The organism is Priestia sp. FSL W8-0001 (assembly GCF_038050335.1).
GTDB classification, from domain to species: domain Bacteria; phylum Bacillota; class Bacilli; order Bacillales; family Bacillaceae_H; genus Priestia; species Priestia flexa.
Map to the genome: position 1 here is coordinate 359,777 of NZ_JBBPAL010000001.1, position 26,510 is coordinate 386,286.

Genomic DNA, 26,510 nt, shown 5'->3' on the forward strand with positions numbered 1-26,510 from the left:
TGGACAGATGAGCATTTTATGGGTTTTTAGCGGAACGACTTATCAGCAACTGCCGATTAACTTTGATAACTTTCGCCAAGCAACTGTAGGTAATAGTTCGAAAGAGACGGTGACTTTTTCTTCCTATCCATTTGAAAAAGGAGTCGTTACTATATCGACAACAGAAGATCAAAGAGTAGTTATTTCTCAAGGTGATAACGAACTGAGTCAACTGAGTTATTACGACTCTATCACCCTACAAGAAAGTAATCAAGAACTTCGATTTGTGCTGAGTCCTGCAAAGCTGCAGGAAGATACGTACTATATAGATTATTATCATGAGGTCAACTTCTCAACCGTTGACGAGACAGCAGATGTATATCAGCCCAACAAGAAGCTAGTTGTACATAATAGCAAGGAATTTTCTTTGCTGAAAGTTAAAGCAACATGGCGAATCCTTCCAAAAGATGGTGCCGTATTTGTAAACGGCCAGCGTATTTCAAGTGTGACCAAGCTGAAGCTTGGCGATGTGATTACATGGGGTGCGGTTACAATTGAATTACTTGAACATGATTTATTAAAGGTTCATCGTTTTGATGAGTTTTTTACGAAGCTTCCTAAGTCGAAACAGCCTATTTCTGAAATGAAAAAAAAATATCCTGTTTATCGCCGTACGCCGCGGATGATTTATGAGCTGCCCGATGAAAAAGTGCATTTATCGTTCCCAGCTCAGGATGGCGATGATAACAACCGAAGCTTGTGGCTAACAATCTTGCCACCGCTTGTTATGCTTCTTGTTATGGGGACCGTAGCACTTATTCAACCGCGTGGAATCTTTATTATTATTTCTGTGATGATGTTTACGACGACGCTTGTTGTCTCAACAGTGCAATATTTCCGAGATAAAAAGCAGCGTAAAAAGCGCCAAGAACGTCGTCGCCGTATTTACACGCAGTATTTAGAAAATAAGCGAACGGAGCTTCAGGAACTAGCTGAATCGCAAGGAAAAGTGCTTCATTACCATTTTCCAACGTTTGAGCGAATGAAGTATTTAACCAATCATATCTCTGACCGTATTTGGGAACGAACGCTAGATAGTAGCGATTTTCTTCAAATACGTCTTGGTACCGGGACAGTACCCTCTAGCTATGAAATTTCCTTAAATACAGGAGATATGGCTAATAGAGAAATTGACGATCTGCTTGAACAGTCCCAGCACATGGAAAAGGTATATCGTGAAGTTTCTCAGGCGCCAATCACTGCGAAGTTAGAAAACGGAGCCATTGGTTTAATTGGTAAATCGAAAACAGTTAAGCGTGAGCTTCATCAGTTAATTGGTCAGCTTGCTTTTGCTCATAGCTATCATGATGTTCGCTTTATCTTTATCTTTGATGAAAACGAATATAAGGATTGGGAATGGATGAAGTGGCTTCCGCATTTTCAACTGCCTCATTCGTTCGCCAAAGGCTTTATTTATAATGAAAAAACAAGAGACCAGCTTTTATCCTCTATTTATGAACTGTTGCGCGAAAGAGACTTGGATGAAGAGAAAGGCAACGGTGTGTTTTTACCTCACTTGGTATTCATTGTTACGAACCAACAGCTTATTACAGATCACGTAATCTTAGAATATCTAGAAGGGGAGCATCCGTATCTTGGCTTCTCTACAATCTTTGGAGCTGAAACAAAGGAAAGTTTATCGGATAATGTTCACACTCTTATTCGTTATATTAATGAACAAGAGGGAGACATTTTAATTCAAAAGAAAAAGGCAGTTAATATTTCATTTCAGCTTGATGAACACCGTAATGAGGATAATGAAGCGTTCGCTCGCATGCTGCGAACGCTAGATCATCAAATGGGAATGACTAACTCTATTCCAGACAGCGTGTCCTTTCTGGAGTTATTCCAAGCAAAGGAAGTGGCTGATCTGCCAATTGAGAGAAACTGGCATACGAATGAGTCGGCCAAGTCATTGGCTGTACCAATCGGTTTAAAAGGAAAAGAGGATCTGGTTGAGCTGAATCTACATGAAAAAGCGCACGGTCCACACGGGTTACTAGCTGGAACAACAGGTTCAGGTAAAAGTGAATTTTTACAAACGTATATCCTATCATTAGCTGTCAATTTCCATCCTCATGAAGTCGCATTTTTATTGATTGACTACAAGGGTGGAGGAATGGCACAGCCGTTTAAGAATATGCCACATTTGCTTGGAACCATCACGAATATAGAAGGTAGTAAAAATTTCAGTACGCGTGCCTTGGCCTCCATTAAAAGTGAGTTGAAAAGACGCCAGCGCTTATTTGATCAGTACGAAGTTAATCACATAAATGACTATACAGACTTGTATAAGCAGAGAGCTGCTGAAGAGCCGCTGCCACACTTATTCTTAATATCAGACGAGTTTGCTGAATTAAAAAGTGAAGAGCCAGAATTTATTCGAGAGCTTGTCAGCGCCGCTCGTATTGGACGTAGCTTAGGCGTTCACTTGATCTTGGCCACACAAAAGCCAGGTGGAGTTATCGATGAGCAAATTTGGAGTAACGCAAGGTTTAAAGTAGCTCTAAAAGTACAAGACGCAACAGATAGTAAAGAGATTCTAAAAAATGCTGATGCGGCTTCGATTACGGTGACAGGTCGAGGTTATTTACAAGTTGGTAATAACGAAGTATACGAACTGTTCCAATCTGCTTGGAGCGGAGCACCATATCAACAAGATGATGTGTATGGAACGGAAGATGAAGTGGCCATCGTAACAGACTTAGGGCTAATTCCACTCTCTGACGTATCATCACAGCAAACGAAAAGGAAAAGTGCTCAGCCGGAAATCGCCGTGATTGTAGAAAGAATTGAAGAAGTTCAACATAGTTTAGGAATTAATCGATTAAGAAGCCCATGGCTCCCTCCGCTAGAAAATCGTTTATATCGCTCTGCTTTCCAAACAGGAGAGAGGGAGAAATTCTATATTGGCCTTGTAGATGAGCCTGAAAAACAAAGCCAAACGCCATATGCATACGAAATGATGGAAGATGGCAATATCGGCGTATTTGGTTCATCGGGCTATGGAAAATCATTCACTGCGATGACGCTTATGCTTAGCTTCGCTGAGCGCTATCAGCCAGATGAGCTACACTACTATATCTTTGATTTTGGAAATGGTACGCTGCTTCCATTACGCCAGCTTCCGCACACTGCTGATTATTTCTTAATGGATGAAGGACGTAAGATTGAAAAGTTCATGAAGATTATTAAGCACGAGCTATCCGAGCGCAAGCAGCTATTCCAAGACACAGAGGTTAGCAACATAAAGATGTATAACCGAATTGCTCAAGAGAAGCTTCCGCTTATCTTTATCACGATTGATAATTTTGATCTTGTAAAAGAAGAAATGCAAGATTTAGAGATGCAATTTACGCAGCTTGTCCGTGACGGCCAGTCGCTTGGCGTATATATGATTTTTACGGCAACGCGAATTAACTCTGTGCGCCAGTCGCTTATGAATAACTTAAAAACCAAGGTTGTTCACTATTTAATAGATAGCTCAGAATCATACACAATCTTAGGACGCATTCCTTATGCTCTAGAAGCAATACCTGGTCGTGCGGTTATTAAAACGGATACGTCTTATTTTTCACAGATGTTCCTGCCCGCTGAAGGTGAGGATGACTTCGCGATTCTTGATAACATCAAAAATCAAGTTCAGGTTCTGAAAGAGAAATATGCAGGTATTGAATTACCAGAACAAGTGCCAATGTTACAACCTAAACTTGTACTGCATGAGTTTATGACGGATCACCGTATCGTACGAGAAAGTGGTGTTATTCCGCTCGGATTAGATGAAGAGTTTGTTCGTCCAGTGCACTTAAACTTAATGAAGAACAAACATTGTCTCGTGCTGGGGCCGACACAAAAAGGAAAAACAAACGTCCTTAAAGTGATGCTACAAACATCTCTTGCGCAGGGGATTCGTCAAATTGGTTTATTTGATGCAATCGATCGTGGCCTTTCATCTTATGCCACGGAAGATGAAATTGTATACATTGAGACGAAAGAGCAAATTATGCAGTGGATAGAAGGAGCGGAAGCAAAGCTGCAAAAACGAGAAGAGCGCTATTTAGAAGCCATTCATGATGGAACCGTTGGTGACTTAACATTTACACCAATACTTCTTATGATTGATGGGTTTGGACGATTTCAGCAAACCATTGATACCTTGATGCAAGATCGCATTACAAAGCTTATTAAAAACTATAGTCATGTTGGCTTTAATATTGTTGCATCAGGAAGTCAAAATGACTTCTCTAAAGGCTTTGATGTGTTAACCACTGAAATGAAGCAAATACGCCAAGCCGTTTTATTAATGAAAAAATCAGAGCAAAACCTGATTAACCTAAACTATGATCGCAAAGAAGCAGATGTAAACCCAGGGTTTGGATATTACGTAAAAGACAATAAAGCGACGCGTATTCAAATTCCCTTATGTATGAGTGAAAGGAAGGTTCTAATATGACGGAACAGCGAAAATATACGCTTAAAGTAATCGTAGCTGTCATTTTCATCTTAGGGTTTCCTTCCCTTTTCTTTCAATATATTGGCGATAACCCACTGAAAGTAACTGAAAATGCAACAAGAACCATCGCTGTTGTAAATGAAGATATTGGTGTGGAGGAAGAAAAAGGTGAAGAGCCTATTCGTTTTGGACAACGAGTGGCAGCCATATTAGATAAGGATTCAGATTACGATTGGACGGTCCTAAGTCGAAGCGCAGCTACAAATGGATTACAAAGTGGTAAATACGATGCGGTAATTTATATTCCATCGAACTTCTCAGAGAATATTTTGACGTATGACCAAGAGAAACCTCAGAAAGCCACTTTCCAATATAAAGTTCAAAATCAATTGAATGCAGTTAACAAAGAAAAAGTCGTTCGTGAGCTAGAGGATGCGACGGCCAAAGTAAACAATGATATGTCTTCTCTTTATTGGAGCTATGTATCGCAAGAAGTTGAAAAGGTTAGAGGTCAGTTTGATAAAATTTTAGAAAAAGAGATTGCTTTCCAAAACACAATGGTAGCTTTCTATAAACCTAATTCTAAAAATCTAGCTGGTGAAATTGATGACCAAAAGAAAATTCTTGAGCAAATTCAAACAAATGTAAAAAGTGCGGAAGAAGGCTCAAGTGAACGTAAAAATGATGTGCAGCAGGTTGAAGAAAACCTGACAAATTTTATTAAATACGTTGAAGAATACAAAATGTACCAAGAAAAGCAAAAAGAAATGCTGTTAAAAGCTCAAACGGAAAGTGTGGGCGATATTCAAGAAGGAATCGCGATGATTTCTGAAGGACAAAACGGCGATCGCGAGCAGTTTGAAAGTGAAGCAGGGAAAGTGTTTGGGAAGCTTTCAAACGTTCAGCAGCAAATCGATGAAAACAAGCAAATTGCTGATAATCTGCAGGAAGCGACAAAAGATAAAACGTCTGGACAGCAGGACGAACTCAATCGTTTAAATCAGGATTTACTCAGCCAGTACAGCCAAGTAACTGAGCAAACAACGCTAAACGAAGTACAAAGCAAGCTGTCCACGCTTCGAAAAGAGCTAGAGATAGCACCTTCAAAAGAAGAAGAGGGTGAGACCTTACCACCAATAGAAGATAATCCGGTAATTCCAGAAGATGAAGAAGGGGAGACGCCGTCAGAAACTGGCGAAGAGTCTCCTACAACAGTTCCTGTTGACTTAGAGAGTCAACGCCAACAGCTTCAAGGGATGAAGAACGACCTTCAAGCGTGGAGTGAGAATCTTGCTGCTTTACCAGAAGAAGAGCAAAATGAAGGTGTGGCCGATACGCAACAAAAGATTGCAGACTTTTCTACACGCTTACAAGGTGTAAGTGACCAGTTGGAAAACGTAACGGTTGAAGTTCCCCCATCAAACAACAATGACAATGACGGAAAAGAAGAACTTCAAAAGCAAATTCAAGAGCTGTTAGCTGTCAACGAAGCGCTAAGAGAACGCGTAGCGCAGTTAGAAGAAATCAATAATCAGCCTAATGGTGACGTGCAAACCGTTGTTAGCATGATTACTGATAAAGAAGATAAAATTTTATCCTCAAGTCAGCTATCTGAAAGCAGAAAACAAAAGTTGGCTGAACTATTTGCTTCAGGTATTCAAACAGAGAATATGTCAAAGCTTCTCCAATATTATGGAGATCTTTCACAGTATGAGTTAGTCTTAAGTCGAGGAAGTAATGAAGATCTTCAAGACGCTGTGCTGCAAAATGAAGGCACGCGTCAGCGCATTCAAGCAATTCTTTACGGAGATGAGCAGCCAAGCGTTATTCGCAAGCAGCTGCAAAATAACTTATTATCAACAGCAGAAGGAATAGATTCATTCTCTTCATCTATTCAACAGTTTACTGATTCTTATGGCCAGCTAATTGAAGGGGAGCAAGCATCTATTGTTGAAAGCTTATCAGCTCTTCAAGAAAAGGCAGGATCAATGAATGAAACGCTTCAAAGCGTAGCTTCTGAAAGTGCAGTTGAAGCTCCAACACAAGAGAATGCAGACGTTTCAAGTCTTATTACTCTTCAAAAGAGTATGGGTCAAGAGCTAAAAGGAATGAATGATTTGATTTCAAATCTTGGTGAACGTCAATCAAGCGTTGTAGAGTATACGGGTGAACTGCAGGAGAAAGTTAACGAAGTACAGGATCAAGCGGATACGCTTAATAACAAATGGTCACAAAACGTAGATTCAACGAAGCTTGTGCGTGGCCAAGTATATCGTCTATTAAACAACACGTTAGTAGATGGCCAAAACAATGATTATGTCTATGACTACCTTGCAAATCCGCTACAGGTAAGCGGTGAGGTACCAGCAGAAAAGACAAAGACTGTTCCACCTGTTGTACTTCTTGTTATTATCCTTATCAGCAGTTTATTAATAGGATACTTTAGTCACTACTACAAAAACGCGCCTCTTCTTGTAAGAGGATCACTATTCGGACTACTGGTGATGATTGTTGGTTTAATGATTAGTACATTCAGCTTAAATATTTACTCACTGTCAGGAGAAAGAGCAATGGAATGGTCTATCTTCACGATTGTACTATTACTATTAGCTTCAACTCTTGTAAGAGGAGCCTTCTTAATCGGTAATTTCGTAGGTTGGATTGCAACAGTGCTGATGATTTTATTCTTTATCACGCCGCTATTAAATCTAGCAATGCCAAACTTCAATTACGAAGATCCGGTTTCAAAAGTATATATGTCAATTCAGTACGAAACGACTTCTCTATTTGCAGAAGCGACTACTATTCTGCTTGGACTAACTGCTGTGTTAACGGTTATTCCGTTTATCATTCGTATGCTGACATCTAAGGATAAACAAGCAGAGAGTGATGAAACGTATGAAGCATAATATGATAGGAAGAATCGCACTTTTAGCGGTTCTTCTCTTTCTATCTACTTCAAACGTATACGCAGCGAATGACACGCAAACACAGGTGCAAGATCTAGCACCCAATATTTTTCAAGATGAGCAAATAAAGCTCAATCCCGATTCTCTTGGTCAAACGAAAAGAGAAGTAGAAAACATTCCTGAGGAAATAAGAGGAATCCCATTTACTGATGAAGAGAAAAAGCCTTCGTTAAAAAGCTCTTTATTTTTAAATGATTCAACAACAAACCACTCCATTCAATCTCAAGTTAATAAATATGGTTTGTTCACTTCAACTGAGTCACCTGTTCAGTCTTCCTCAGTACAAGATGTACCGGAGGAAACAGGATTAAAACTACAGTGGGTGTATATATTGTTGATTGGAATTGGATTAGTTTTATTATTTACGGTGCTTATTCCAAAGCTAAAACCAGCTCAGATAAATGGGCAGAATGAATAAAAGACGCCGCGTTCTTTTATTAAGAACGCGGCGTCTTTTCATTTATAAATTAATCTCGCAAGCGGCTAAATCCTTCGTCCATTAGATAGTCTTCTGCTTCTTCATATGATTCAAACGCAGCTTCTAAATTCAATCCAGCATAAATGTTCCATAGTGAATCTTCATGTACCAGTAATAACGTAGCTCCTTCGGGACCGTGCCAGCGCTGCTCGCGGCCGTCTCCGATTACAGCTTCTTCAATCATTTCGTGCTCAGGGCGGTGAGAAAGACTATTGATTGACTGCTCGATAATTGTACGCAGCTCTTCCTGTGAAAACTCACGGATATTCACAAGGCCTTTATCATTTGTGTCATAGCCAGAAAGGTGACCAGCGTATACAAATCCGTTTCCATTTGGGTGCAAGTGATACACCACATTCTTTTTATCATAAACACTTTCATTGTATTGAAAATTTACGCGTCCAAGCGAAACGTCTTTACGCTCTAGTTCAGAGAAAGACGTAATAACGGATAGTTTTTCGTCAAAAGTAAGCATTCAGTAACCTCATTTCAAATTAGACTGTCTAGTCTATGATTTCTATATTCGGTTGATTATATCACACTTCATTTGGAAGAAGCAGACCTTTTCTATGAGAAGAAAGACTTGTAAAGAAGATTGATTCCTTTTCCCTAGAAAATTTAACAAATTCCTACAAAAATTTTAACGTTTGAAAACTATAATAAAAAGAGTCAAATAATAATTCCATAGGGGGAAATGATGTTGAAGAAAAGTTCTGCTCCTTTGTACAAGGTGTTGTTTCTAGTTACTTTATTAGTAGCGCTAGTTATTAGCGGCTTGCCACTGCAGCACCCGAAAGCTGCAACTGCAATCAGCGTCTCACAAGCCATTTCGTCGCAAAATAATTCCATTCAAACGGTAGAAGGATACGTTGTGGGGCAACCAACTGGCACCACTACAGTTGTAACGAGTAATTATCCAAATGACTATGCACTAGCAATTGCGGATACGCCAACTGAAACTAATCCATCTAAAATGCTTTATGTTCAAATCTCGTCTACGTTTCGTTCAGGATTTGGACTACAAACAAATCCAACGCTAAAAGGAAAACAAATTGCAGCGACTGGAAACTTAACAGCTTATTTTTCACACCCAGGCTTAAAAAATGTAACGATGATGTCAAAGGAAACAAGCGGCACGACGGATCCAACTGAACCAACAAATCCACCCGCTTCATCTGTTGAAGAGTATTATTCACCTGCTGAAGGAAAAACGGGGACTGAATTAAAATCAGCATTACATAACATCATTGATGATCATACAGAAATTTCATACTCAGCAGTATGGGATGCACTTCGTAAAACAGATGAAGATCCTACTAATTCTAATAATATTATCTTACTTTATACAGGGCGTTCTCAAGGGAAGTTTACAAACGGATCAGGTTCAAATGATTGGAACCGAGAACACGTTTGGGCAAAGTCGCATGGAGATTTTGGAACATCAATGGGAGCAGGAACTGATATTCACCATTTACGTCCAACGGATATGTCAGTTAACAGTACGCGTAATAATTTAGATTTTGATAACGGTGGCAAAGAGCATACTGAAGCGCTTGGCAACTACTATGATAGTGACTCTTGGGAGCCTCGCGATGAGGTAAAAGGTGACGTGGCCCGTATGCTATTTTATATGGCTGTTCGTTATGAAGGTGATGTAAGCGATGAGCCGGATTTAGAGTTGAATAATGTGGTAAACAACGGAAGTGCTCCGTACCATGGTAAGCTGTCAGTGTTGTTACAGTGGCATCAACAGGACCCTGTAGACGCTTCTGAGCGACGTCGTAATGAGATTATTTACTCAGATTATCAGCATAACCGAAATCCATTTATTGACCACCCTGAATGGGTAAGCGCTATTTGGAATTAATAAGATAAGAAAGAGACTGAGACATAAGTCGTTCAGTCCTTACTATACCTGAACGACTGAGAGTTCATAACTTTTAATCGTTCAGGTTTTTTGGTTGATTGTGAAAACAATGTTGGAAACAGGGTGGAATGGAGCGTAGGACACTCGACTCCTGCGGGAAAGAGAGGGAAAACTGAGATCCCGTAGCGCAATGGAACGAACGTGTTCAGACAAATCAAAGAGATGGGAACAGCTAGTGTTCGTCTTTTAGAAGCAATCATTTTGTTATGTCCCAAACTCTTTTATTTTTTTCGCAACAGGATTTTGAAGAAAGAAGCCGAATATAACCTATTGGATTTTAAAAAATAGGGGGAATTATATGTACAACCCAATTAAAAAGTTTGCATCACTTATTGTTTTGTTAAGTTTTGTTACCGCTTTCATATTAGGGCCAACCAATAGCCAAGCAGCGGTAAATGGACAGTCGTTTAACTCGAATTACAAGACCTATTTAATGGCACCACTAAAGAAAGTAACGGAGTTTACTACGTGGGAAGCTTTTGAAAATGACCTTCGGAAGGCAAAGCAAAATGGGTTTTACGCTGTGACAGTAGATTTTTGGTGGGGAGATATGGAGAAAAACGGTGACCAGCAGTTCGACTTTTCTTATGCACAGCGATTTGCACAGGCAGCTCGAAATGCGGGAATAAAAATGGTGCCGATTATCTCGACCCATCAATGTGGTGGAAATGTAGGAGATGACTGTAACACGCCTCTTCCTTCATGGATTTGGAATACTAAAACAGATGATAGCCTATATTTTAAATCAGAAACAGGTACAGTAAACAAAGAAACAGTAAACCCATTAGCGACAGACGTAATTACAAAACAGTACGGGGAGCTATACACAGCATTTGCGCAAGCGTTAGCACCGTATAAAGACGTTATTCCAAAGGTTTATTTATCAGGGGGACCAGCTGGGGAGCTTCGCTATCCTTCATATACAGCTGCTGATGGGACAGGCTACCCTTCTAGAGGGAAATTTCAAGCATACACAGACTTTGCAAAATCTAAATTCCAAATGTGGGCCGTTAACAAGTATGGCTCGTTAGCGGGTGTAAACCAAGCATGGGGACTAAGTTTAACATCAACATCACAAATTTTACCACCTTCAGATGGGAATCAGTTTTTAAAGGATGGATATAACACAAACTATGGAAAAGACTTTCTAGAATGGTATCAAGGAGTTCTGCAAGACCATGCAAAGCGTATTGGAGCATTAGCTCATCAAGCCTTTGATCCGGTGTTTAATGTGCCTGTAGGAGCTAAAATAGCAGGGATACACTGGCAATATAATAATCCAACAATGCCTCATGCTGCTGAAAAGCCAGCGGGTTATAATAACTACAGTACGTTATTAGACTCATTTAAAACAGCCAAGCTAGATTTGACGTTTACGTGCTTAGAAATGGTTGATAGCGGGACATATCCTGAGTATTCAATGCCAAAAACGTTAGTAAAAGAAGTTGCAAGCCTAGCAAACGCAAAAGGGATTGTATTAAATGGTGAAAATGCTTTAAGTATCGGAAGTGAAGAGCAGTATAAACGCGCAGCTGAAATGACATTTAACTATAACTTTGCGGGCTTTACGCTTTTAAGATTCTATGATGTTATTAATAACTCAACGCGTATGAGCCAGTTTAATCAGCACTTAAATATAAAACCGGTTGCACAGACAATAGTTGTTAAAAATGCACCTACATCGTCTGGAGAGAGTGTTTACATCGTCGGAGATCGTCCTGAACTTGGACAGTGGGACACAATCGCTTATCCAATTAAACTCTCTTACAACTCAACGTACGGAGATTGGAGAGGAACCGTTAATTTCCCAGCCGATCGAAGCGTTCAGTTCAAAGCGATTATCAAGCGCTCGGATGGCTCATTAAAATCATGGCAACCAACCCAGCAGTATTGGAATGTTCCAGGAACGCCTACAACGTATACGAATAATTGGTAAGAAGAAAGCACCCATGCCAGCATGGGTGCTTATTTTTATTTCCAGTTCTCCTCAATAAACTCATCGCGGCCAGATTTAGCACGATCTTCTTTGTAGTGCTTAGGGTTTTTCTTATGAAAATCCTGATGATAATCTTCCGCTGCATAGAATTCAGAGGCAGGAAGAACCGCTGTTACGATAGGATTTTTAAAGCGGCCGCTATCGGCAACGGCTTGTTTTGATTCCTCTGCTTCCGTACGCTGTTGTTCATTATGGTAAAAAATTGCTGTTCTGTATTGAGGGCCACGATCTTGGAACTGACCGTCTGGATCAGTTGGATCGATTTGTGGCCAATAAAGGTCTAATAAGCGCTTGTAAGGGAATACTTCCGGGTCAAACGTGATTTGTACAGCCTCATAATGACCTGAAGTACCTGATTTTACCTGCTCATAAGTTGGGTTTTCTACGGTACCACCTGTGTATCCTGATACAATACCATGAATGCCTTCTAGTTCATCGAAGGGTGTAACCATACACCAAAAGCATCCACCTGCAAACGTTGCTTTTTCCATATAAATCCCTCATTCTCTTTATAATTATGTTCTGTATTATAACAAAACAGAGCGGATAGAGCGAATAATTGATTTACCTAGTAGATTGGTTGAGAAGAAGGAATTATGTAGCAAAACAAAGCTAGCTATGAATAGTTGAGAATGCAGAAGAGGAAAGAAGAAAAAAGTGATAAAATAAAAAGGATATATGTCTAGCTTACATATAGCCACGAGTAGTTAGTTATGTATGCTCAAAAGCGTATTGAATACGTTTTTGCAAGTCATATAAGAAGAATAAACTGAGAAATTTACTAGTTATCCACAGAAAAGATGGATAAGTACGAATAAATATACAATAGGAGAGTAAAAAATGATACAAGATAACCTCATCCTAGAGCATTATGGATTAAATGAGCTGAACTTTGAAACAATTAAAAGTTATCGAGATAAGTTTGCTGCAGTAAAGCCAGATCATCCTTGGAACGTCCTTGAAACCAAAGAGTTTCTTTATAAGATAGGAGCATGGGGAAAAGCGAGAGACACTCATAAAGAAGGTGTAACGCTTGCGGGCTTGCTTATGTTTAGTGAAGAGAGAATGATTACAGAAATTTTACCACAATACTTTTTAGAGTATCGAGAAAGCGATGCACAAGGTGGATGGAATGAACGATTCACATCCCAGGACGGTACATGGTCTGGAAATTTATATGACTTTTACTTTTATGTTACAGAGCAAGTCTATAAACATCAGCCAAATGGTGAGATCGCTTCCTCATTAGTTGAGGTAGTTACGAACATGTTGCTACATGCAGACTATAATGGAGAAGGTGGATTAACATTCGAATACAATCAGCAGAGCTGCGTATTTTCTAATCCAGGATTATTTCGAATTCCTGTGGATAAGGTGTTCATAACAAAGATGAGTAATTTAAGAAATCCACATTTATTTAAGCTATTTCGACTACTAAATTTATGTGAACGTTCTGGAAGAGGCTTAACCGCTCTCCACGATAAATGGAAATCATACGGCTACGAGCTTCCAACTATTGATCAAGATGTCTATCTAAAGAGGACAACTCTCAGTCTACCTATGTCTTTTCCAGAAGGACAGAAAGAGTCTGAAAATCAAACGACTTCGACTTTATCGTTTAATAACAATACGGGAAATAAAACAGGAGATGTCGAATCGACCGAAGAATTTGTTGAAAAAAGTAGCTCCTATAATAAAATTGAAAACTCCTTTAATAAAGATGATTCGCATTTAATAGAGGAGTTCAAGGGTAAAAATATAGGAGTTAGTCCTGTTGATATAGGAGATAACCCCTATAATAAAGAAGAGCGGTCCTATAATAAAAATAATTACTCCTATAATAAAAAAGATGTTTTAATTTCAGATTTAGAAGATGAAAATAGCGTTCTATGGAATCTAGCTGAAATAGCAAGGCGCAAAAAGCGATTAAGTCCAGCAAAAATGGAAGAAGTTATTGTTTCGCTATGCGCACAGCAGCCTCTTAGGCTAAAAGATTTAGCTCATTTACTAGATCGTACGCCTGATGGAGTAAGAAACAATTACTTATCTAAAATGTTGCGCAAAGGTAAGCTTCAGCTTAAATATCCTGAACAGCCTAACCATCCAAAGCAAGCTTACTTAATCGAAGGTTATAGAAGGGAGGAATAAGTGTGAAGTGAAAAGTTGTTGGTTTATTTGTAGGGATGCTCGCTTTATTGAGTTCAACAAGTTGTGCTGCTAGTAGTGGTGAAGAAGTAGATGATACGTTTTTTTCAACATGGTTGTGGGATACGACTCGTATTGAACAGAATCCAGCCCAGTTGGTAAAAGATATTCAAAAAAAGAAGGTAAACCGTGTATATTTGCAAATTAACCATGAGGTACCTATCTTGGCATATCAACGTTTTATAAAATCTGCAAATATTATCGGAATAACTGTCTATGCTTTAGATGGCAGTCGTACATGGGCAACGTCAGGTCAATCAGATTATGCAGCCTTTTGGGACTGGATTGGATACTACCAAGAAGAAGTAGCAGTTGATGAGCGCTTTAAAGGCGTTCATCTAGATGTTAAGCCGTATTTATTGCCGAATTGGGAAAAGAATCAGCTGCAAATCGTTAGTGCGTATGAAGAAATGATACGAGACGCTGCTAATCGGGCTAAAGCGCTTCAGGTGCCAGTAGGAGCTGACATTCCATTTTGGTTTGATGAAATAGATTCAACCACTGAATCAGATAGCCTTGCTTACTCCGTCATTAAGATGGTTGATGAAGTAACAATAATGGCTTATCGCAATAAAGCGAAGGGGGAAAATGGATTTATTGAGCTTACAAAGAATGAACGTAGGTGGGGATCGGTGTTTTCGACTCCTATTGAAATTGGATTGGAAACCGTGCCTTCAACGGAAGGGAAGTTTATTTCGTTTGCTTCTAAAGGTGAGGCAGCTATGATGCAAGAAATTCAAGAAATGATTGTTATAGTAGATGATAAATCCACCCGTTTCAGCATTCATCATTTTGATAGTTGGGTGAACATGAAAAAATAAGCCGGCTAGCTGTTAAAGCTAACCGGCTTGTCCAATTAGGGGAGAATATGATTCTAGTATGGTCGGGTGTAAACAAATTTATACACAGCTTATTTATAAAAATAAAAAAAGCAACCATCCGAAAATGGTTACTAATACAAAGGGGGGGGAACTTACTAATAGCATTCCCGCTTTTTTCCTTTATATGCACATAGTGATGAAAAAATTAAAATAATTTTGTTGTCCACGTTTCGCAGTTCCATACGTCCGTTACAACGTCTTCATAAAACTCAGGTTCGTGACAAATAAGCAAAATGCTTCCTTTGTATTCTTTTAAAGCACGCTTTAATTCTTCCTTGGCATCTACGTCTAAGTGGTTGGTAGGCTCATCGAGAACAAGGATGTTGGTTTCATTGTTAATGAGCTTACATAGGCGAACCTTTGCTTTTTCTCCACCGCTTAATACTTCAACTTTACTTTCAATATGCTTCGTTGTTAAACCGCATTTCGCAAGCGCAGCGCGAATTTCGTACTGCGTAAAGTGAGGGAATTCATTCCAGACTTCTTCAATACATGTGTTATAATTGGTTTTTTTGATTTCTTGTTCAAAGTAGCCGATGTGCTGATAGTCTCCTTTTTCAACAGAACCAGATAGCGGTTTGATTTCACCTAAAATACTTTTTAATAGCGTTGTTTTACCAATTCCGTTCGCACCGGATAATGCGATTTTCTGACCACGCTCCATACGGAGATTCAGTGGTTTTGATAACGGCTCGTCATACCCAATGACTAAATCTGTTGTTTCGAAAATCAGCTTGCTGGATGTACGTGCAGGTTTGAAGTTGAATTCTGGTTTCGGACGCTCTTGAGCAAGCTCAATAACCTCCATTTTATCAAGCTTCTTTTGTCGAGACATTGCCATGTTTCGTGTCGACACACGAGCTTTGTTTCGAGCCACAAAATCCTTTAAATCAGCCATTTCTTGCTGTTGCTTTTTGTAAGCTGCTTCTAGCTGCTGTTTTTTCATTTCATAGATTTTCATAAAATCATCGTAGTCGCCTACATAGCGATTCAACTCTTGATTTTCCATATGATAAATAAGGTTAATAACGCTATTTAAAAATGGAATATCATGCGAGATTAAAATAAATGCATTTTCGTATTCCTGTAGGTAACGTTTCAACCATTCAATATGCTGCTCATCTAAATAGTTAGTGGGCTCATCAAGTAAAAGAATCTCTGGTTTTTCTAACAAGAGTTTCGCAAGAAGGACTTTTGTACGCTGCCCACCGCTTAAGTCTTGCACATCACGCTCTAATCCGATATCTTCTAGCCCTAGCCCTCTAGCGATTTCTTCAACCTTAGCATCAATGACATAGAAATCATTATTCGTTAATAAATCCTGGATTGTACCCACTTCTTCCAGAAGCTTTTCTAGTTCTTCAGGAGAGACGTCAGCCATTTTTTCATATAGTCCGTTCATCTGCGCTTCTAAGTCAAATAAGTATTGAAACGCACCTTTTAAAACGTCGCGGATTGTTAATCCCTTTTCAAGAGAAGTGTGCTGGTCAAGGTAACCGACACGAACTTTTCTAGACCACTCAACTTTTCCAGCATCCGGCTCGAGCTTTCCTGTAATAATGTTCATAAACGTTGATTTACCTTCTCCGTTTGCTCCGATTAAACCTACGTGCTCACCTTTTAACAGGCGAAATGAAACATCATTAAAAATTGCGCGATCACCAAAGCCATGACTTAAATTTTTAACCGTTAGTACGCTCATGTTTACACACCTTTTCTATTTAAAATCAATCGATGATTGTTTATCTATCAGTAATCCACCCCCGATTATAGCGAAATTAGAGAGATAAATCCATGCTAATATTATGTCATTCCGTAACAGGTGATGTTTAGGCGGTTGTTTCAGAAAAAAAGAATGAATAAATGTTTCAGACTCGATTGTTTCTATTTCATGCTTCATAATAAGAAACAAGGATATAGGTTGAAGCAAGGGGGAGCAGATAGTGGAGATTCAAAACATTTTGGTCACAAGCCGCATGTATAAAGAATTAGAGGGTATCATTGAAAGAGAAGATAAGCGAGGCAAGACTTTTCGCTACGTTGATGAAAAAAATATAAACGATGAGGACTTGAAGTGGGCAGATGCTTATATGAGCTTTTATCCTGTTGAAAACTTTGCCTTTCATCAAATGAAGTGGGTTCATTCTTTAGGAGCAGGTGTAGATCGCTACGTCAAATTAGATAGTTGGAAAGACGATGTTATTTTGACAAGAACCGTTTGCTCATTTGGAGCGAGAATGAGCGAGTATTGTTTAAGCTATATGCTGAGTGAGCTTCAGTACCATGTTGCTTTTCAAAAAGCACAGCGTGAAAAGAAATGGGAGCCATTGGAACCTGTTTTGTTATCAAGTCAAAAAGTTGTTATTTATGGAACTGGTGAAATTGGACAGTCTATTGCAGAAATGTTAAAAAGGTTTGGTGTCCAAGTAATAGGAGTTTCTCGAAGTGGCAAAAGCAACCAACATTTTCATCAGGTTGTAGCAACAGGTGATGAAGCATCGCATGTAAAACAAGCAGATTGGATCATTAATACACTGCCGCTAACGCCTGAAACGAATCGTATGTTTAATGCGGAGTGGATGAATATTTTACAAGGTGCATACTTTATTAATGTAGGAAGAGGCGCAACGGTTGATACGGTATCACTTATAGAAGCTATCAATACGAGAAGAATTAAAAAGGCATTTTTAGATGTGTTTGAAGTGGAACCGCTACCTCAATCTGATATGCTATGGGAGCATGAGAACATCGTAATTACACCTCATATTTCGGCTGTTACGACGCCTGAAGAAGCGGTTGCTTGTTTTTTTGATACGCTAGATCGAATTGAAGCGGACAAACCGTTAGAAAATAAAGTAGATCTTAATCGAGGATACTGACGTATAAAATAAACATTGTAAAAAGCTTTTGATTCAAGGTAATGGTATACTGAAGAATGCTTGCGGTTAAAAGCAAGAAGTTGTTCTTCTAGGAGTGAACAAAATTGAACAAACAAGACTTGATGATAAAAGCGAGTGAATTTATTCACCTTTGTTATATAGAGCTTGATAGAGCCGAAGAAACTGCTGAGCGTTTAGTGCAGGTTCAAAAAGAAATTGAAGAAACAGGAACGTACACTCACACGTTTGATGAGCTTGAACATGGTGCTCGAATGGCTTGGAGAAACAGCAACAAATGTATCGGTCGCTTATTTTGGCAGTCTCTTCACGTGTTTGATGAGCGTGAAGCATCAACTGTTGAAGAAGTACGCGATGCTCTTTATAAGCATATTGAGTATGCGACTAACGATGGGAAAATTCGCTCAACGATTACGGTTTTTAAACCAAAAGCAGGTGAGAAAGAGCCGGTACGAATCTGGAATCATCAGCTGCTGAGGTACGCAGGCTATGAAATGGAATATGGACAGCTTGGTGATGCCGCATCCAATGAATTTACGAAAGTGTGCCAAGAGTTAGGTTGGGAAGGAGCCGGTACGCACTTTGATTTGCTTCCTTTAGTTATTCAAGTGAATGGGGAGAAGCCGCAGTGGTTCTCGATTCCTAAGGAACTTGTCAAGGAAGTCACTATTACTCACCCAGAGATAGCAGGATTTGTTGATCTACAGCTTAAATGGTATGGAGTGCCGATGATTTCTGATATGAATCTGGAAATTGGTGGGATTGAATATATAGCTGCACCGTTTAACGGCTGGTATATGGGCACAGAAATTGGCGCGCGTAATTTAGCGGATACAGATCGTTATAATATGCTTCCTAAAGTTGCCTCTATTATGGGGTTAGATACTCGCTATAACGCAACGCTATGGAAGGATAAAGCGCTTGTTGAACTAAATGTGGCCGTCCTGTCTTCTTTTAAAGAGCAAGGTGTCAGTATCGTTGATCATCATACAGCTGCCCAGCAGTTTCGCTTATTTGAAGAGCGTGAAGAGAAAAATGGACGAGAAGTAACGGGGAACTGGACGTGGCTCACCCCACCAGTTTCACCAGCGACGACGCATATTTTTCACAAGCCTTATAAAAACAAGGTGCTGTCACCGAATTATTTTTATCAGAAAAAACCATATTAAAAAGAGACTGAGACATAAGTAATTCAGCCTCTACTATACCTGAACGATTGAGAGTTCATAACTTTTAATCGTTCAGGTTTTTTGTTGACCGGATAACAATAAGAAATTTAGCTCATCTTTGTTCATAACTAAGTCTTGAAGCGTATAACCATCAAGTACTTTGATAAAAGCTTGCATGGCTTCGTAGAGCACATGCTTGAGCTTGCATGAAGGAGAAATTGTACATTTATTAAGCTCGCTGTTAAAACATTCAACAATATGAAAATCTTCTTCTGTTTGGCGCACGACAGCACCAATATTAATTTCTTTAGGGTTTTTTGCTAATCGAATGCCGCCTTTACGCCCGCGGATCGTCTCTATTAATCCAAGCTTTCCTAGTTCATGGGTTACCTTCATCAAGTGATTCTTTGATATTTGATAAGCGTCCGCAATTTCTTTAATATTGCTTAAGCTTTGACGATCTCGAACAGCTAAGTAAAGCAGCACACGTAAGGAATAATCCGTATACTGTGTTAGCCTCATAGTTTCACGCTTCTTTCTGTACTAACTTTATTAATCATATCATGACTGTTTCCGACAGGAATAGCAAGTTGCTCTTTGTTTCGCACATTGCTAATTTGTGAATTATTTATTGCGGTTTTCAGAAGTAGCTATTTTTTTCAAGAAGTTTAGGGTATTATAAAGATGTATTTTTGATATATCTTTTTTGTTTTAAAACATATATATTAAATATATCTTTTTAGGAGGACAACAAAATGAATCAGCATGAAATTGATATTGTAAAAAGCACGGCTCCTGTTTTAGCACAGTATGGTGAACAAATTACGACCTGTTTTTATCGAAATTTATTTGAAGCTCATCCGGAGTTATTAAACGTATTTAATCGTACAAATCAACGAACAGGGCGCCAACAAACCGCTCTTGCTAACACGGTATATGCAGCCGCACAGCATATCGATCAGCTCCATGTATTGGTTCCTGTTGTGAAACAAATTGCTCATAAACACCGAAGCATTGGTGTGAAAGCTGAGCATTATCCGATTGTAGGTGAATTTTTACTTGGGGCTATTAAAGAGGTCCTTGGAGATAGCGCAACCGATGATATTTTAGCAGCATGGAAGAAAGCATACGGAGACATTGCTGACATTTTTATTTCTGTCGAAAAAGAAATGTATGAGCAAGCGGAAGGTGCTAAAGGTGGATGGAGTGATTATAAACCGTTTGTGGTGGCTAAGAAAGTTAAAGAGTCGAGTGATGTGTACTCTTTCTATTTAAAACCGGTCGATCAAAATCCATTACCTACTTTTTTACCAGGGCAGTATGTAAGTGTGCGTGTTCAGGTACCTTCAGAGGAATTTATGTCTATTCGTCAATATAGCTTATCTGATTTTGGGGACCAGTCATACTATCGCATTACGGTAAAACGAGAAGTGAATGTAGCAGAAGGGGAAGTATCAGCTTATTTACATGATCATGTAGAAGTAGGAAATGAAATTGAAATGAGCGCGCCTGCTGGTGACTTTGTTTTAGAGCAGAGCGAAGAGCATCCAGTGGTCTTGATTAGCGGAGGAGTTGGCATAACGCCAACAATGCCAATGTTGAAAAAATCCATTGAAGAGCATCGGGATATTACGTTTATTCATGCAGTGAGAACGAAAGAACAGCATATTTTTAAAGATGAGCTACAGGAGCTTTTCGCTAAGTATCCGTTTAGCTACCACGTAGCATATAGTGACGGAGATGTAGATGCCGACAGAACGTATGACCAAAAAGCTGGACGTATTATTCGCGACGACTTACAGAAGTGGTGTAAAAACACAGAAGCTTCTTTTTATATTTGTGGTTCACCATTATTTATGGAAGAAATGATTAAAAGCTTAAAGGCAATAGGAGTGAAAAGCGAAAGTATTCATTTTGAGGCTTTTACCCCTAAAATGAGCGTAGCGGTAACTGAATAAATTTGCGTAGAACGGGTAAAAAGCTAACAGGACTATAAACTGTTAGCTTTTTTTGATGAAAGGGAGTTTTTTAATGAACGAACAAGTATATGATGTGATTGGAATCGGTATTGGCCCATTTAATTTAGGACTTGCTGCTTTAATTGAGCCTGTTGAAGAAATAAGTGCGGTGTTCTTTGATAAAGAAGAGAAATTTGAGTGGCATCCCGGTATGTTAATTGACGGAACAGACTTGCAAGTACCATTTTTAGCAGACTTAGTTACGTTTGCTGATCCGACTAGTCCCTATACATTTTTAAACTATATCCATAAGCAAAAGCGCATGTATCCATTTTTTTATTTTAATCGATTCGATATTCCAAGGCAGGAGTATAACGAATATGCCAAATGGGTAGAAGCCCAGCTTAAATCGTGCCATTTTCAACATGAAGTTGTGGATGTAAAGAATCATGAATATGGATATGAAGTAACTGTGAAGCAGACGAAGAGCAATAAAGAGGAGCTATTTTATGCGAAGCATGTGGTGCTCGGAACAGGTGCAGTTCCATTCGTACCAAAAGGTCTAAAACATTCCCTGGGAAATGATGTCGTACACAGCAGTTCATATTTACAGCACAAAGAGCATTTACAACAAGGACATCATATTACCGTAGTTGGTTCTGGTCAAAGCGCGGCAGAGATTTTTTATGACCTTTTAAAAAATCAGCCTACATATGGCTATCATCTGAGTTGGTTTACTCGCTCTTCAAACTTTCAGCAGTTAGATCAGTCAAAGCTTGCTCAAGAGCTATTCTCACCAGATTATGTTCAGCATTTTCATGATCTTCCTTTTAAAGAACGAATCCAAGCGTTAGAAGATTTAAATCCTTTACGAAATGGGATTGAAGCTTCCACTCTTCAGCATATTTATGATTTAATGTATCATCGCTCGATTCAAGGTGAGGTTCCGGTTACGATTCGAGCTTCAATCGAAGTAGAAGGAATAACAAATGAAGGTGGCTATCACTTACACTGCCGTCAAAAGCAAACAAATAAAGAATTCGCTTACGAAACTGATCGAGTGGTTCTCGCAACGGGTTATAAACCACACTTGCCAAAATGGATGGGTAAATTTCACAATGAAATTGAATGGGAAGATGATAAGCGTTTTAAAGTAATGAAAGACTATCGCTTGCAGTTCAAAACCCCTCGTGACCATTACATGTTTACGCTAACAAATATTGAGCATTCCCATGGTTCAAGCGCAACAAACTTAGGGCTATCTGTTCAACGAAATCAATGTATCGTTAATACAATTGCGGGTAAAGAAATTTATCCTGGTTCCTTTAACACGACCTTTCAACAATTTGATTTACCTGAATAAGGGTGTGACATAACTACATGATTCCTTCTCAAAGAAGAATCGTGACTGTTCTAAACGAGTTAAGTTGTCAGAAAGCGTTCGTTCCATTGCACTACAGACACTCGCTTTCGGCGGGGAGGAACCTGATCCTCCTCGCTTCGCTGAACGGTCTCAGTTTTTCCTCCAGTTCCCGCAGGAGTCGCGTGTCCTACGCTCTATTCCACTCTTTTTTTAAACTTGTTTTCCAAGTCAATAAACAACTGAAGTATAAAAAAGAGATAACTCTCCATAGTTCGGATATATCATTGAATGAAATACTTATGTACCATCCTCATTTTTATGAGAAATGTAAGTGTTTACAGTTAAAAACTTACTTTGTCTTTTTATTTTTTTTCGGTATAATGACATAATTGTGTTCAATAAATCAGGAGTTTTGTCTCAGTATTGTCAAAGGATATGGTTCGGTGTCTATCGCATCGATACTTCTACCTCCTATTTTGTTATGTCAAAGTAGAAGGTAGAAGTGTGGATAAAACATACATGTTGATTTAACCATTATAGTATTTGAGGTGAGTAGAAAAAGTGAACATATCAGAATTTATAAATAGCATAAATGGTTTTTTATGGGGGCCGTTTATGATTACATTTTTATTGGGAATTGGTATCCTTTATACATTTCGCTTAGGCTTTATCCAAGTAACAATGCTCAAACAAGCATTTGTTCAAACTTTTGGCGGAATGTTTAAAAAGAACCCTGACAATAAAGATGGAATTTCTCCCTTTCAAGCGTTGGCAACATCAGTTGCTGCTCAGGTTGGGACAGGAAATCTAGCGGGTGTTGCAACAGCTATTGCTTTGGGAGGACCTGGGGCTATTTTTTGGATGTGGGTTAGCTCGTTTTTCGGCATGGCCACGATTTTTGCAGAGGCAGTTCTTGCGCAGAAATATAAAGAAGAGAAAGATGGCCAGATTGTTGGAGGACCTGCTTATTATATCCGAAAAGGAGTAGGGAGCAAATGGTTAGCGGGCTTTTTTGCCGTGGCCATTATTATCGCACTTGGGTTTATCGGAAATATGGTGCAGTCAAACTCCATCGCAGCATCCTTTGATACGTTCAATATTCCACGCGTTGCAGTAGGAATTATTGTTGCGGTATTAATTGGCTTTATTATCTTTGGCGGAATTCAGCGAATCGCAAAAATTGCTGAATTTGTTGTACCGTTTATGGCACTTTTCTATATTGGAGGAAGCTTAGTTATCGTATTCGCAAATTTCTCTGGAATCGTGGATGCGTTTATATTAATCGTAGAATCAGCGTTTAATCCAGCTGCTGCCACTGGTGGAGTTATCGGCGCAACAATTAAAGAAGCTATTCGTTATGGGGTTTCACGTGGGTTATTTTCCAACGAAGCAGGAATGGGCTCAACGCCTCATGCTCACGCTGCGGCAAACGTAAAACATCCTGCTCAGCAGGGATTAGTTGCTATCATAGCGGTTGTAATTGACACCGTCATTATTTGTACCCTAACAGCGCTCGTCATTATCATGACGAAATCCTATGAAACGGGCTTAAATGGTATCCAGTTAACTCAAGAAAGTTTTACAAGGGGTCTCGGCGAGTTTGGCCATCCGTTTATTGCAATTTGTTTATTCTTCTTTGCTTTCACAACCATTTTAGGATGGTACTATTTTGGAGAAAACAATATCAATTATCTGTTTGGAAAAAAAGGAATCAGCGTTTATCGTGCGCTTGTCCTACTTTTTATTGTGTTAGGATCTACTTTAAACGTCACGCTTGTATGGGACTTAGCCGATACATTCAATGCATTAATGGTTCTGCCAAACGTAATCGCGCTCTTTATTTTGAGCCCTGTTGTAGTCAAAATTTATAAAGAATATAAGACAAAATGGTAAAGCTTTGCGGTCAGCAAAGCTTTTTTTTTGTACATATCATTTGTAAATTCCATGTTTAAGGTGAAAAGACAAGGGTACATTATTTATAGAACAAAAGCTATTACACAGAAATAAAGGAGTTGCTTGTTGAGATGAGTAAAAAAATCGCAGTATTAGTAACAGATTTATTTGAAGATGTGGAATATACAGACCCTGCCAAAGCATTGAAAGAAGCAGGTCATGAGCTAACAACGATTGACGTTGAAGGCGGCAAAACAGTAAAAGGTAAGCAAGGAGAAACAACGATCAGCATTGATAAAGGTATTAAAGAGGTAAAGCCAGAAGAGTTTGATGCTTTATTCTTACCAGGAGGTTTTTCACCTGACATTCTGCGCGCTAACGATGATGTCGTTGCATTTACAAAAGCATTTATGGATGAGAAAAAGCCGGTTATGGCCATCTGTCACGGCCCGCAGCTTTTAATTAATGCAGATACGTTAAAAGGTCGCGATATTACAGGCTATAAGTCAATTGCGGTTGACTTGAAAAACGCAGGCGCAAACTTCCATGATAAAGAAGTTGTTGTGTGCCAAAACCAACTAGTTACAAGCCGTACACCTGATGATTTACCTGCATTCATTCGTGAATCAGTAAATGTACTATCATAAGAATAAAAAGCGCTCAGCTGAGCGCTTTTTTCTTGTTTAAAGTGACTCGTTGACGAGTTTGGCGATACCAAATGTAAAAGAGGATGGTAAGACCAACAGAGACCATTCCAAAAGCAACCGTCATTAATTGAAAACCAATGCTATCTAGCAAGAAGCCCGTTGTTAGAAGCACAACTTGAAAGACGATACGTTCAAGCATATTACGGAACGAAAAGAAGCGACCGTGAAAGTCTTTTGGTACGGTTGTTTGAAAAATCGTTGCTGCAACAGGGAAAAAACAGCCGATAGCAAAGCCGAAAATTGTGAATGCGATGATAGTAATAAGAGAATTTGTAGCCATGTAGAGCATGAGTTGTGAAACCCCTACAAATAATGAAAAAACAAATAAGATTTGCACTTGGCTTATATATTTCGTGAGTTGTTTAACAGTAAACGCACCGAGCATAAATGCAATTCCTTCAGCTGTATAGATCCAGCCTTTAATAGCTGCGCTGTCTTGAAGCTCACTAATGTTAATGACAATTAAGTTAAAGCCACCAATAAATAATAAAGGAATCAACAGCATGATAAGCGTAATTGAAACAATAGGCTCCTGCTTAATCATTGGGAATAACGTGCTAAAATCCCGCTTTTCTTTTACATGTTCCCCAACCTTCGACACGCTGTCATCGTCAACTTTTAATAGCATCGTTAATAAAAATAAAGCGAGATAAGCAGCGAATGAAAAGAGGTAAAGCGTATGTAAAGGCATGATCATTAAAAGAGCACCGCCCAATGCTGTACCTAAAATTCTAGACAGCGTAGAAACATTCATGTATACGCCGTTTAGCTGAAGTAATTCTTTTTCATCTACAACAAGGGGAAGGGTAGCCTGCAGAGCAGGAAAATAGAATGCAGCAGAAATTTGAATTAAAATAAGGAAAACAATCATCCAGCCAATTGAATCAGTTGCTAATGCAAGCAGCATAAATAAGACGCTGATTGTTCGAAGCAATCCGGCTGCTAGCATTACTTTCTTTTTATGTAATTGGTCAGTAAGCTTTCCAGCAAGAGGACCGAGGGCAACCCCAATGACAATTCCAATGGCTAAGATAATTGATTTCATAAAATCAGAAGGGATTTTAGCCTGCATAAACTCTAGATTGCCGATAATCCCCATCCATAGACCTAATCCAGCGATTAGCTCACCCAACAGCAAAATCCATACATTGCGATTTTTCCACATAATATCGTTCCCCGATCATTTTAGTAAGTATGTCGACAAAGTACTTCGTGTTTCTAAATGAATCTACACACTGAATCATATCACAAAACATCTTCTTGAATGGTAAAAAAGGATATAAAATGGTCTCATTCCTATTATTCTCATTCTTTTCTTGTAACGTTTATAACGCTATATTTACAGTTATATTACTAGTGATTTTAATAGAATGGAAAAAGAGAGGGGAAAAGTGAGGAATACCAAGGGCTAGCGATATATTAAAAAAAAATTACAAAAAACTCTAGTTAATTTTGGTAACGGAAAAGCGGTTGATTGAATCTATGAATCCATGTAACAATGAATATGCAACGCGAGATTAGCAGATTCATTCTGTAGCGTAGCTGTCTACAAATACAGATATCTTTCAAGGAGGA

18 protein-coding genes are annotated in these 26,510 nt (G+C 39.0%); 13 read left to right on the forward strand and 5 right to left on the reverse strand.

Features of this window, described 5'->3' with window-relative positions:
• The first annotated feature begins 7 nt into the window (after positions 1–7).
• The 3 genes from essC to essA are packed head-to-tail and all read left to right on the forward strand — an operon-like array spanning position 8 to position 7,879.
• Positions 8–4,492, forward strand: coding sequence for a type VII secretion protein EssC (essC, locus tag MKZ18_RS01940; protein WP_340842958.1), 4,485 nt, complete (start codon positions 8–10; stop codon positions 4,490–4,492).
• Positions 4,489–7,401: a type VII secretion protein EsaA gene (esaA, locus tag MKZ18_RS01945; protein ID WP_251385609.1), complete on the forward strand. Its 2,913-nt coding sequence runs from the start codon at positions 4,489–4,491 to the stop codon at positions 7,399–7,401. Before essC ends, esaA begins: the two co-directional genes overlap by 4 nt.
• Positions 7,382–7,879: a type VII secretion protein EssA gene (gene essA / locus MKZ18_RS01950; protein WP_025907549.1), complete on the forward strand. Its 498-nt coding sequence runs from the start codon at positions 7,382–7,384 to the stop codon at positions 7,877–7,879. Before esaA ends, essA begins: the two co-directional genes overlap by 20 nt.
• A 49-nt stretch (positions 7,880–7,928) precedes the next feature.
• On the opposite strand, the gene MKZ18_RS01955 is transcribed toward essA, so the two are convergent.
• Complete coding sequence (locus tag MKZ18_RS01955) at positions 7,929–8,414, reverse strand: hypothetical protein (RefSeq protein ID WP_025907547.1); 486 nt, start codon at positions 8,412–8,414, stop codon at positions 7,929–7,931.
• Positions 8,415–8,636: 222 nt separating this feature from the next.
• Between MKZ18_RS01955 and MKZ18_RS01960 the strand changes: the two genes are divergently transcribed.
• Both MKZ18_RS01960 and MKZ18_RS01965 read left to right on the forward strand, forming a co-directional pair.
• Positions 8,637–9,806 (forward strand): endonuclease, encoded by a 1,170-nt coding sequence (locus MKZ18_RS01960; protein WP_078990416.1) that lies wholly within the window; start codon positions 8,637–8,639, stop codon positions 9,804–9,806.
• Between the two features lie 358 nt (positions 9,807–10,164).
• Positions 10,165–11,802 (forward strand): family 14 glycosylhydrolase, encoded by a 1,638-nt coding sequence (locus tag MKZ18_RS01965; RefSeq protein WP_144593726.1) that lies wholly within the window; start codon positions 10,165–10,167, stop codon positions 11,800–11,802.
• A 35-nt stretch (positions 11,803–11,837) separates the two neighbouring features.
• Here the strand turns inward: MKZ18_RS01965 and msrA are convergent, their stop codons facing one another.
• On the reverse strand, positions 11,838–12,353 hold the full coding sequence (gene msrA, locus MKZ18_RS01970) for a peptide-methionine (S)-S-oxide reductase MsrA (RefSeq protein WP_025907539.1): 516 nt from the start codon (positions 12,351–12,353) through the stop codon (positions 11,838–11,840).
• Positions 12,354–12,702: 349 nt separating this feature from the next.
• Between msrA and MKZ18_RS01975 the strand changes: the two genes are divergently transcribed.
• Both MKZ18_RS01975 and MKZ18_RS01980 read left to right on the forward strand, forming a co-directional pair.
• Positions 12,703–14,010, forward strand: a complete 1,308-nt coding sequence (locus tag MKZ18_RS01975; RefSeq protein ID WP_340842957.1) for an ATP-binding protein — start codon at positions 12,703–12,705, stop codon at positions 14,008–14,010.
• A gap of 47 nt (positions 14,011–14,057) precedes the next feature.
• Positions 14,058–14,888: an amidase gene (locus tag MKZ18_RS01980; protein ID WP_340842956.1), complete on the forward strand. Its 831-nt coding sequence runs from the start codon at positions 14,058–14,060 to the stop codon at positions 14,886–14,888.
• Between the two features lie 205 nt (positions 14,889–15,093).
• On the opposite strand, the gene MKZ18_RS01985 is transcribed toward MKZ18_RS01980, so the two are convergent.
• Entirely contained in the window at positions 15,094–16,650 is a 1,557-nt protein-coding gene (locus tag MKZ18_RS01985) for an ABC-F family ATP-binding cassette domain-containing protein (RefSeq protein WP_025907535.1), read from the reverse strand.
• Between the two features lie 241 nt (positions 16,651–16,891).
• Here MKZ18_RS01985 and MKZ18_RS01990 point away from each other — a divergent pair, with 241 nt between their 5' ends.
• The gene (locus MKZ18_RS01990; protein ID WP_025907533.1) at positions 16,892–17,827 is read left to right on the forward strand and encodes a D-2-hydroxyacid dehydrogenase; all 936 of its coding nucleotides are present in this window, start codon (positions 16,892–16,894) and stop codon (positions 17,825–17,827) included.
• Positions 17,828–17,949: 122 nt separating this feature from the next.
• Positions 17,950–19,014: a nitric oxide synthase oxygenase gene (locus MKZ18_RS01995; RefSeq protein ID WP_445936762.1), complete on the forward strand. Its 1,065-nt coding sequence runs from the start codon at positions 17,950–17,952 to the stop codon at positions 19,012–19,014.
• A gap of 72 nt (positions 19,015–19,086) precedes the next feature.
• On the opposite strand, the gene MKZ18_RS02000 is transcribed toward MKZ18_RS01995, so the two are convergent.
• On the reverse strand, positions 19,087–19,536 hold the full coding sequence (locus tag MKZ18_RS02000) for an RrF2 family transcriptional regulator (RefSeq protein WP_025907529.1): 450 nt from the start codon (positions 19,534–19,536) through the stop codon (positions 19,087–19,089).
• Between the two features lie 233 nt (positions 19,537–19,769).
• On the opposite strand from MKZ18_RS02000, the gene hmpA reads away from it, so the two are divergent.
• The 4 genes from hmpA (at position 19,770) to MKZ18_RS02020 (ending at position 24,875) form a co-directional block, all read left to right on the forward strand.
• Positions 19,770–20,972 (forward strand): NO-inducible flavohemoprotein, encoded by a 1,203-nt coding sequence (gene hmpA, locus MKZ18_RS02005; protein ID WP_025907527.1) that lies wholly within the window; start codon positions 19,770–19,772, stop codon positions 20,970–20,972.
• A gap of 73 nt (positions 20,973–21,045) precedes the next feature.
• On the forward strand, positions 21,046–22,335 hold the full coding sequence (locus tag MKZ18_RS02010; protein ID WP_251385501.1) for a lysine N(6)-hydroxylase/L-ornithine N(5)-oxygenase family protein: 1,290 nt from the start codon (positions 21,046–21,048) through the stop codon (positions 22,333–22,335).
• Positions 22,336–22,950: 615 nt separating this feature from the next.
• Positions 22,951–24,228, forward strand: coding sequence for an alanine/glycine:cation symporter family protein (locus tag MKZ18_RS02015; RefSeq protein ID WP_138117444.1), 1,278 nt, complete (start codon positions 22,951–22,953; stop codon positions 24,226–24,228).
• A gap of 131 nt (positions 24,229–24,359) precedes the next feature.
• Positions 24,360–24,875: a type 1 glutamine amidotransferase domain-containing protein gene (locus tag MKZ18_RS02020; RefSeq protein ID WP_025907522.1), complete on the forward strand. Its 516-nt coding sequence runs from the start codon at positions 24,360–24,362 to the stop codon at positions 24,873–24,875.
• A gap of 13 nt (positions 24,876–24,888) precedes the next feature.
• On the opposite strand, the gene MKZ18_RS02025 is transcribed toward MKZ18_RS02020, so the two are convergent.
• Entirely contained in the window at positions 24,889–26,100 is a 1,212-nt protein-coding gene (locus MKZ18_RS02025) for an MFS transporter (protein WP_251385499.1), read from the reverse strand.
• Between the last annotated feature and the right edge of the window lie 410 nt (positions 26,101–26,510).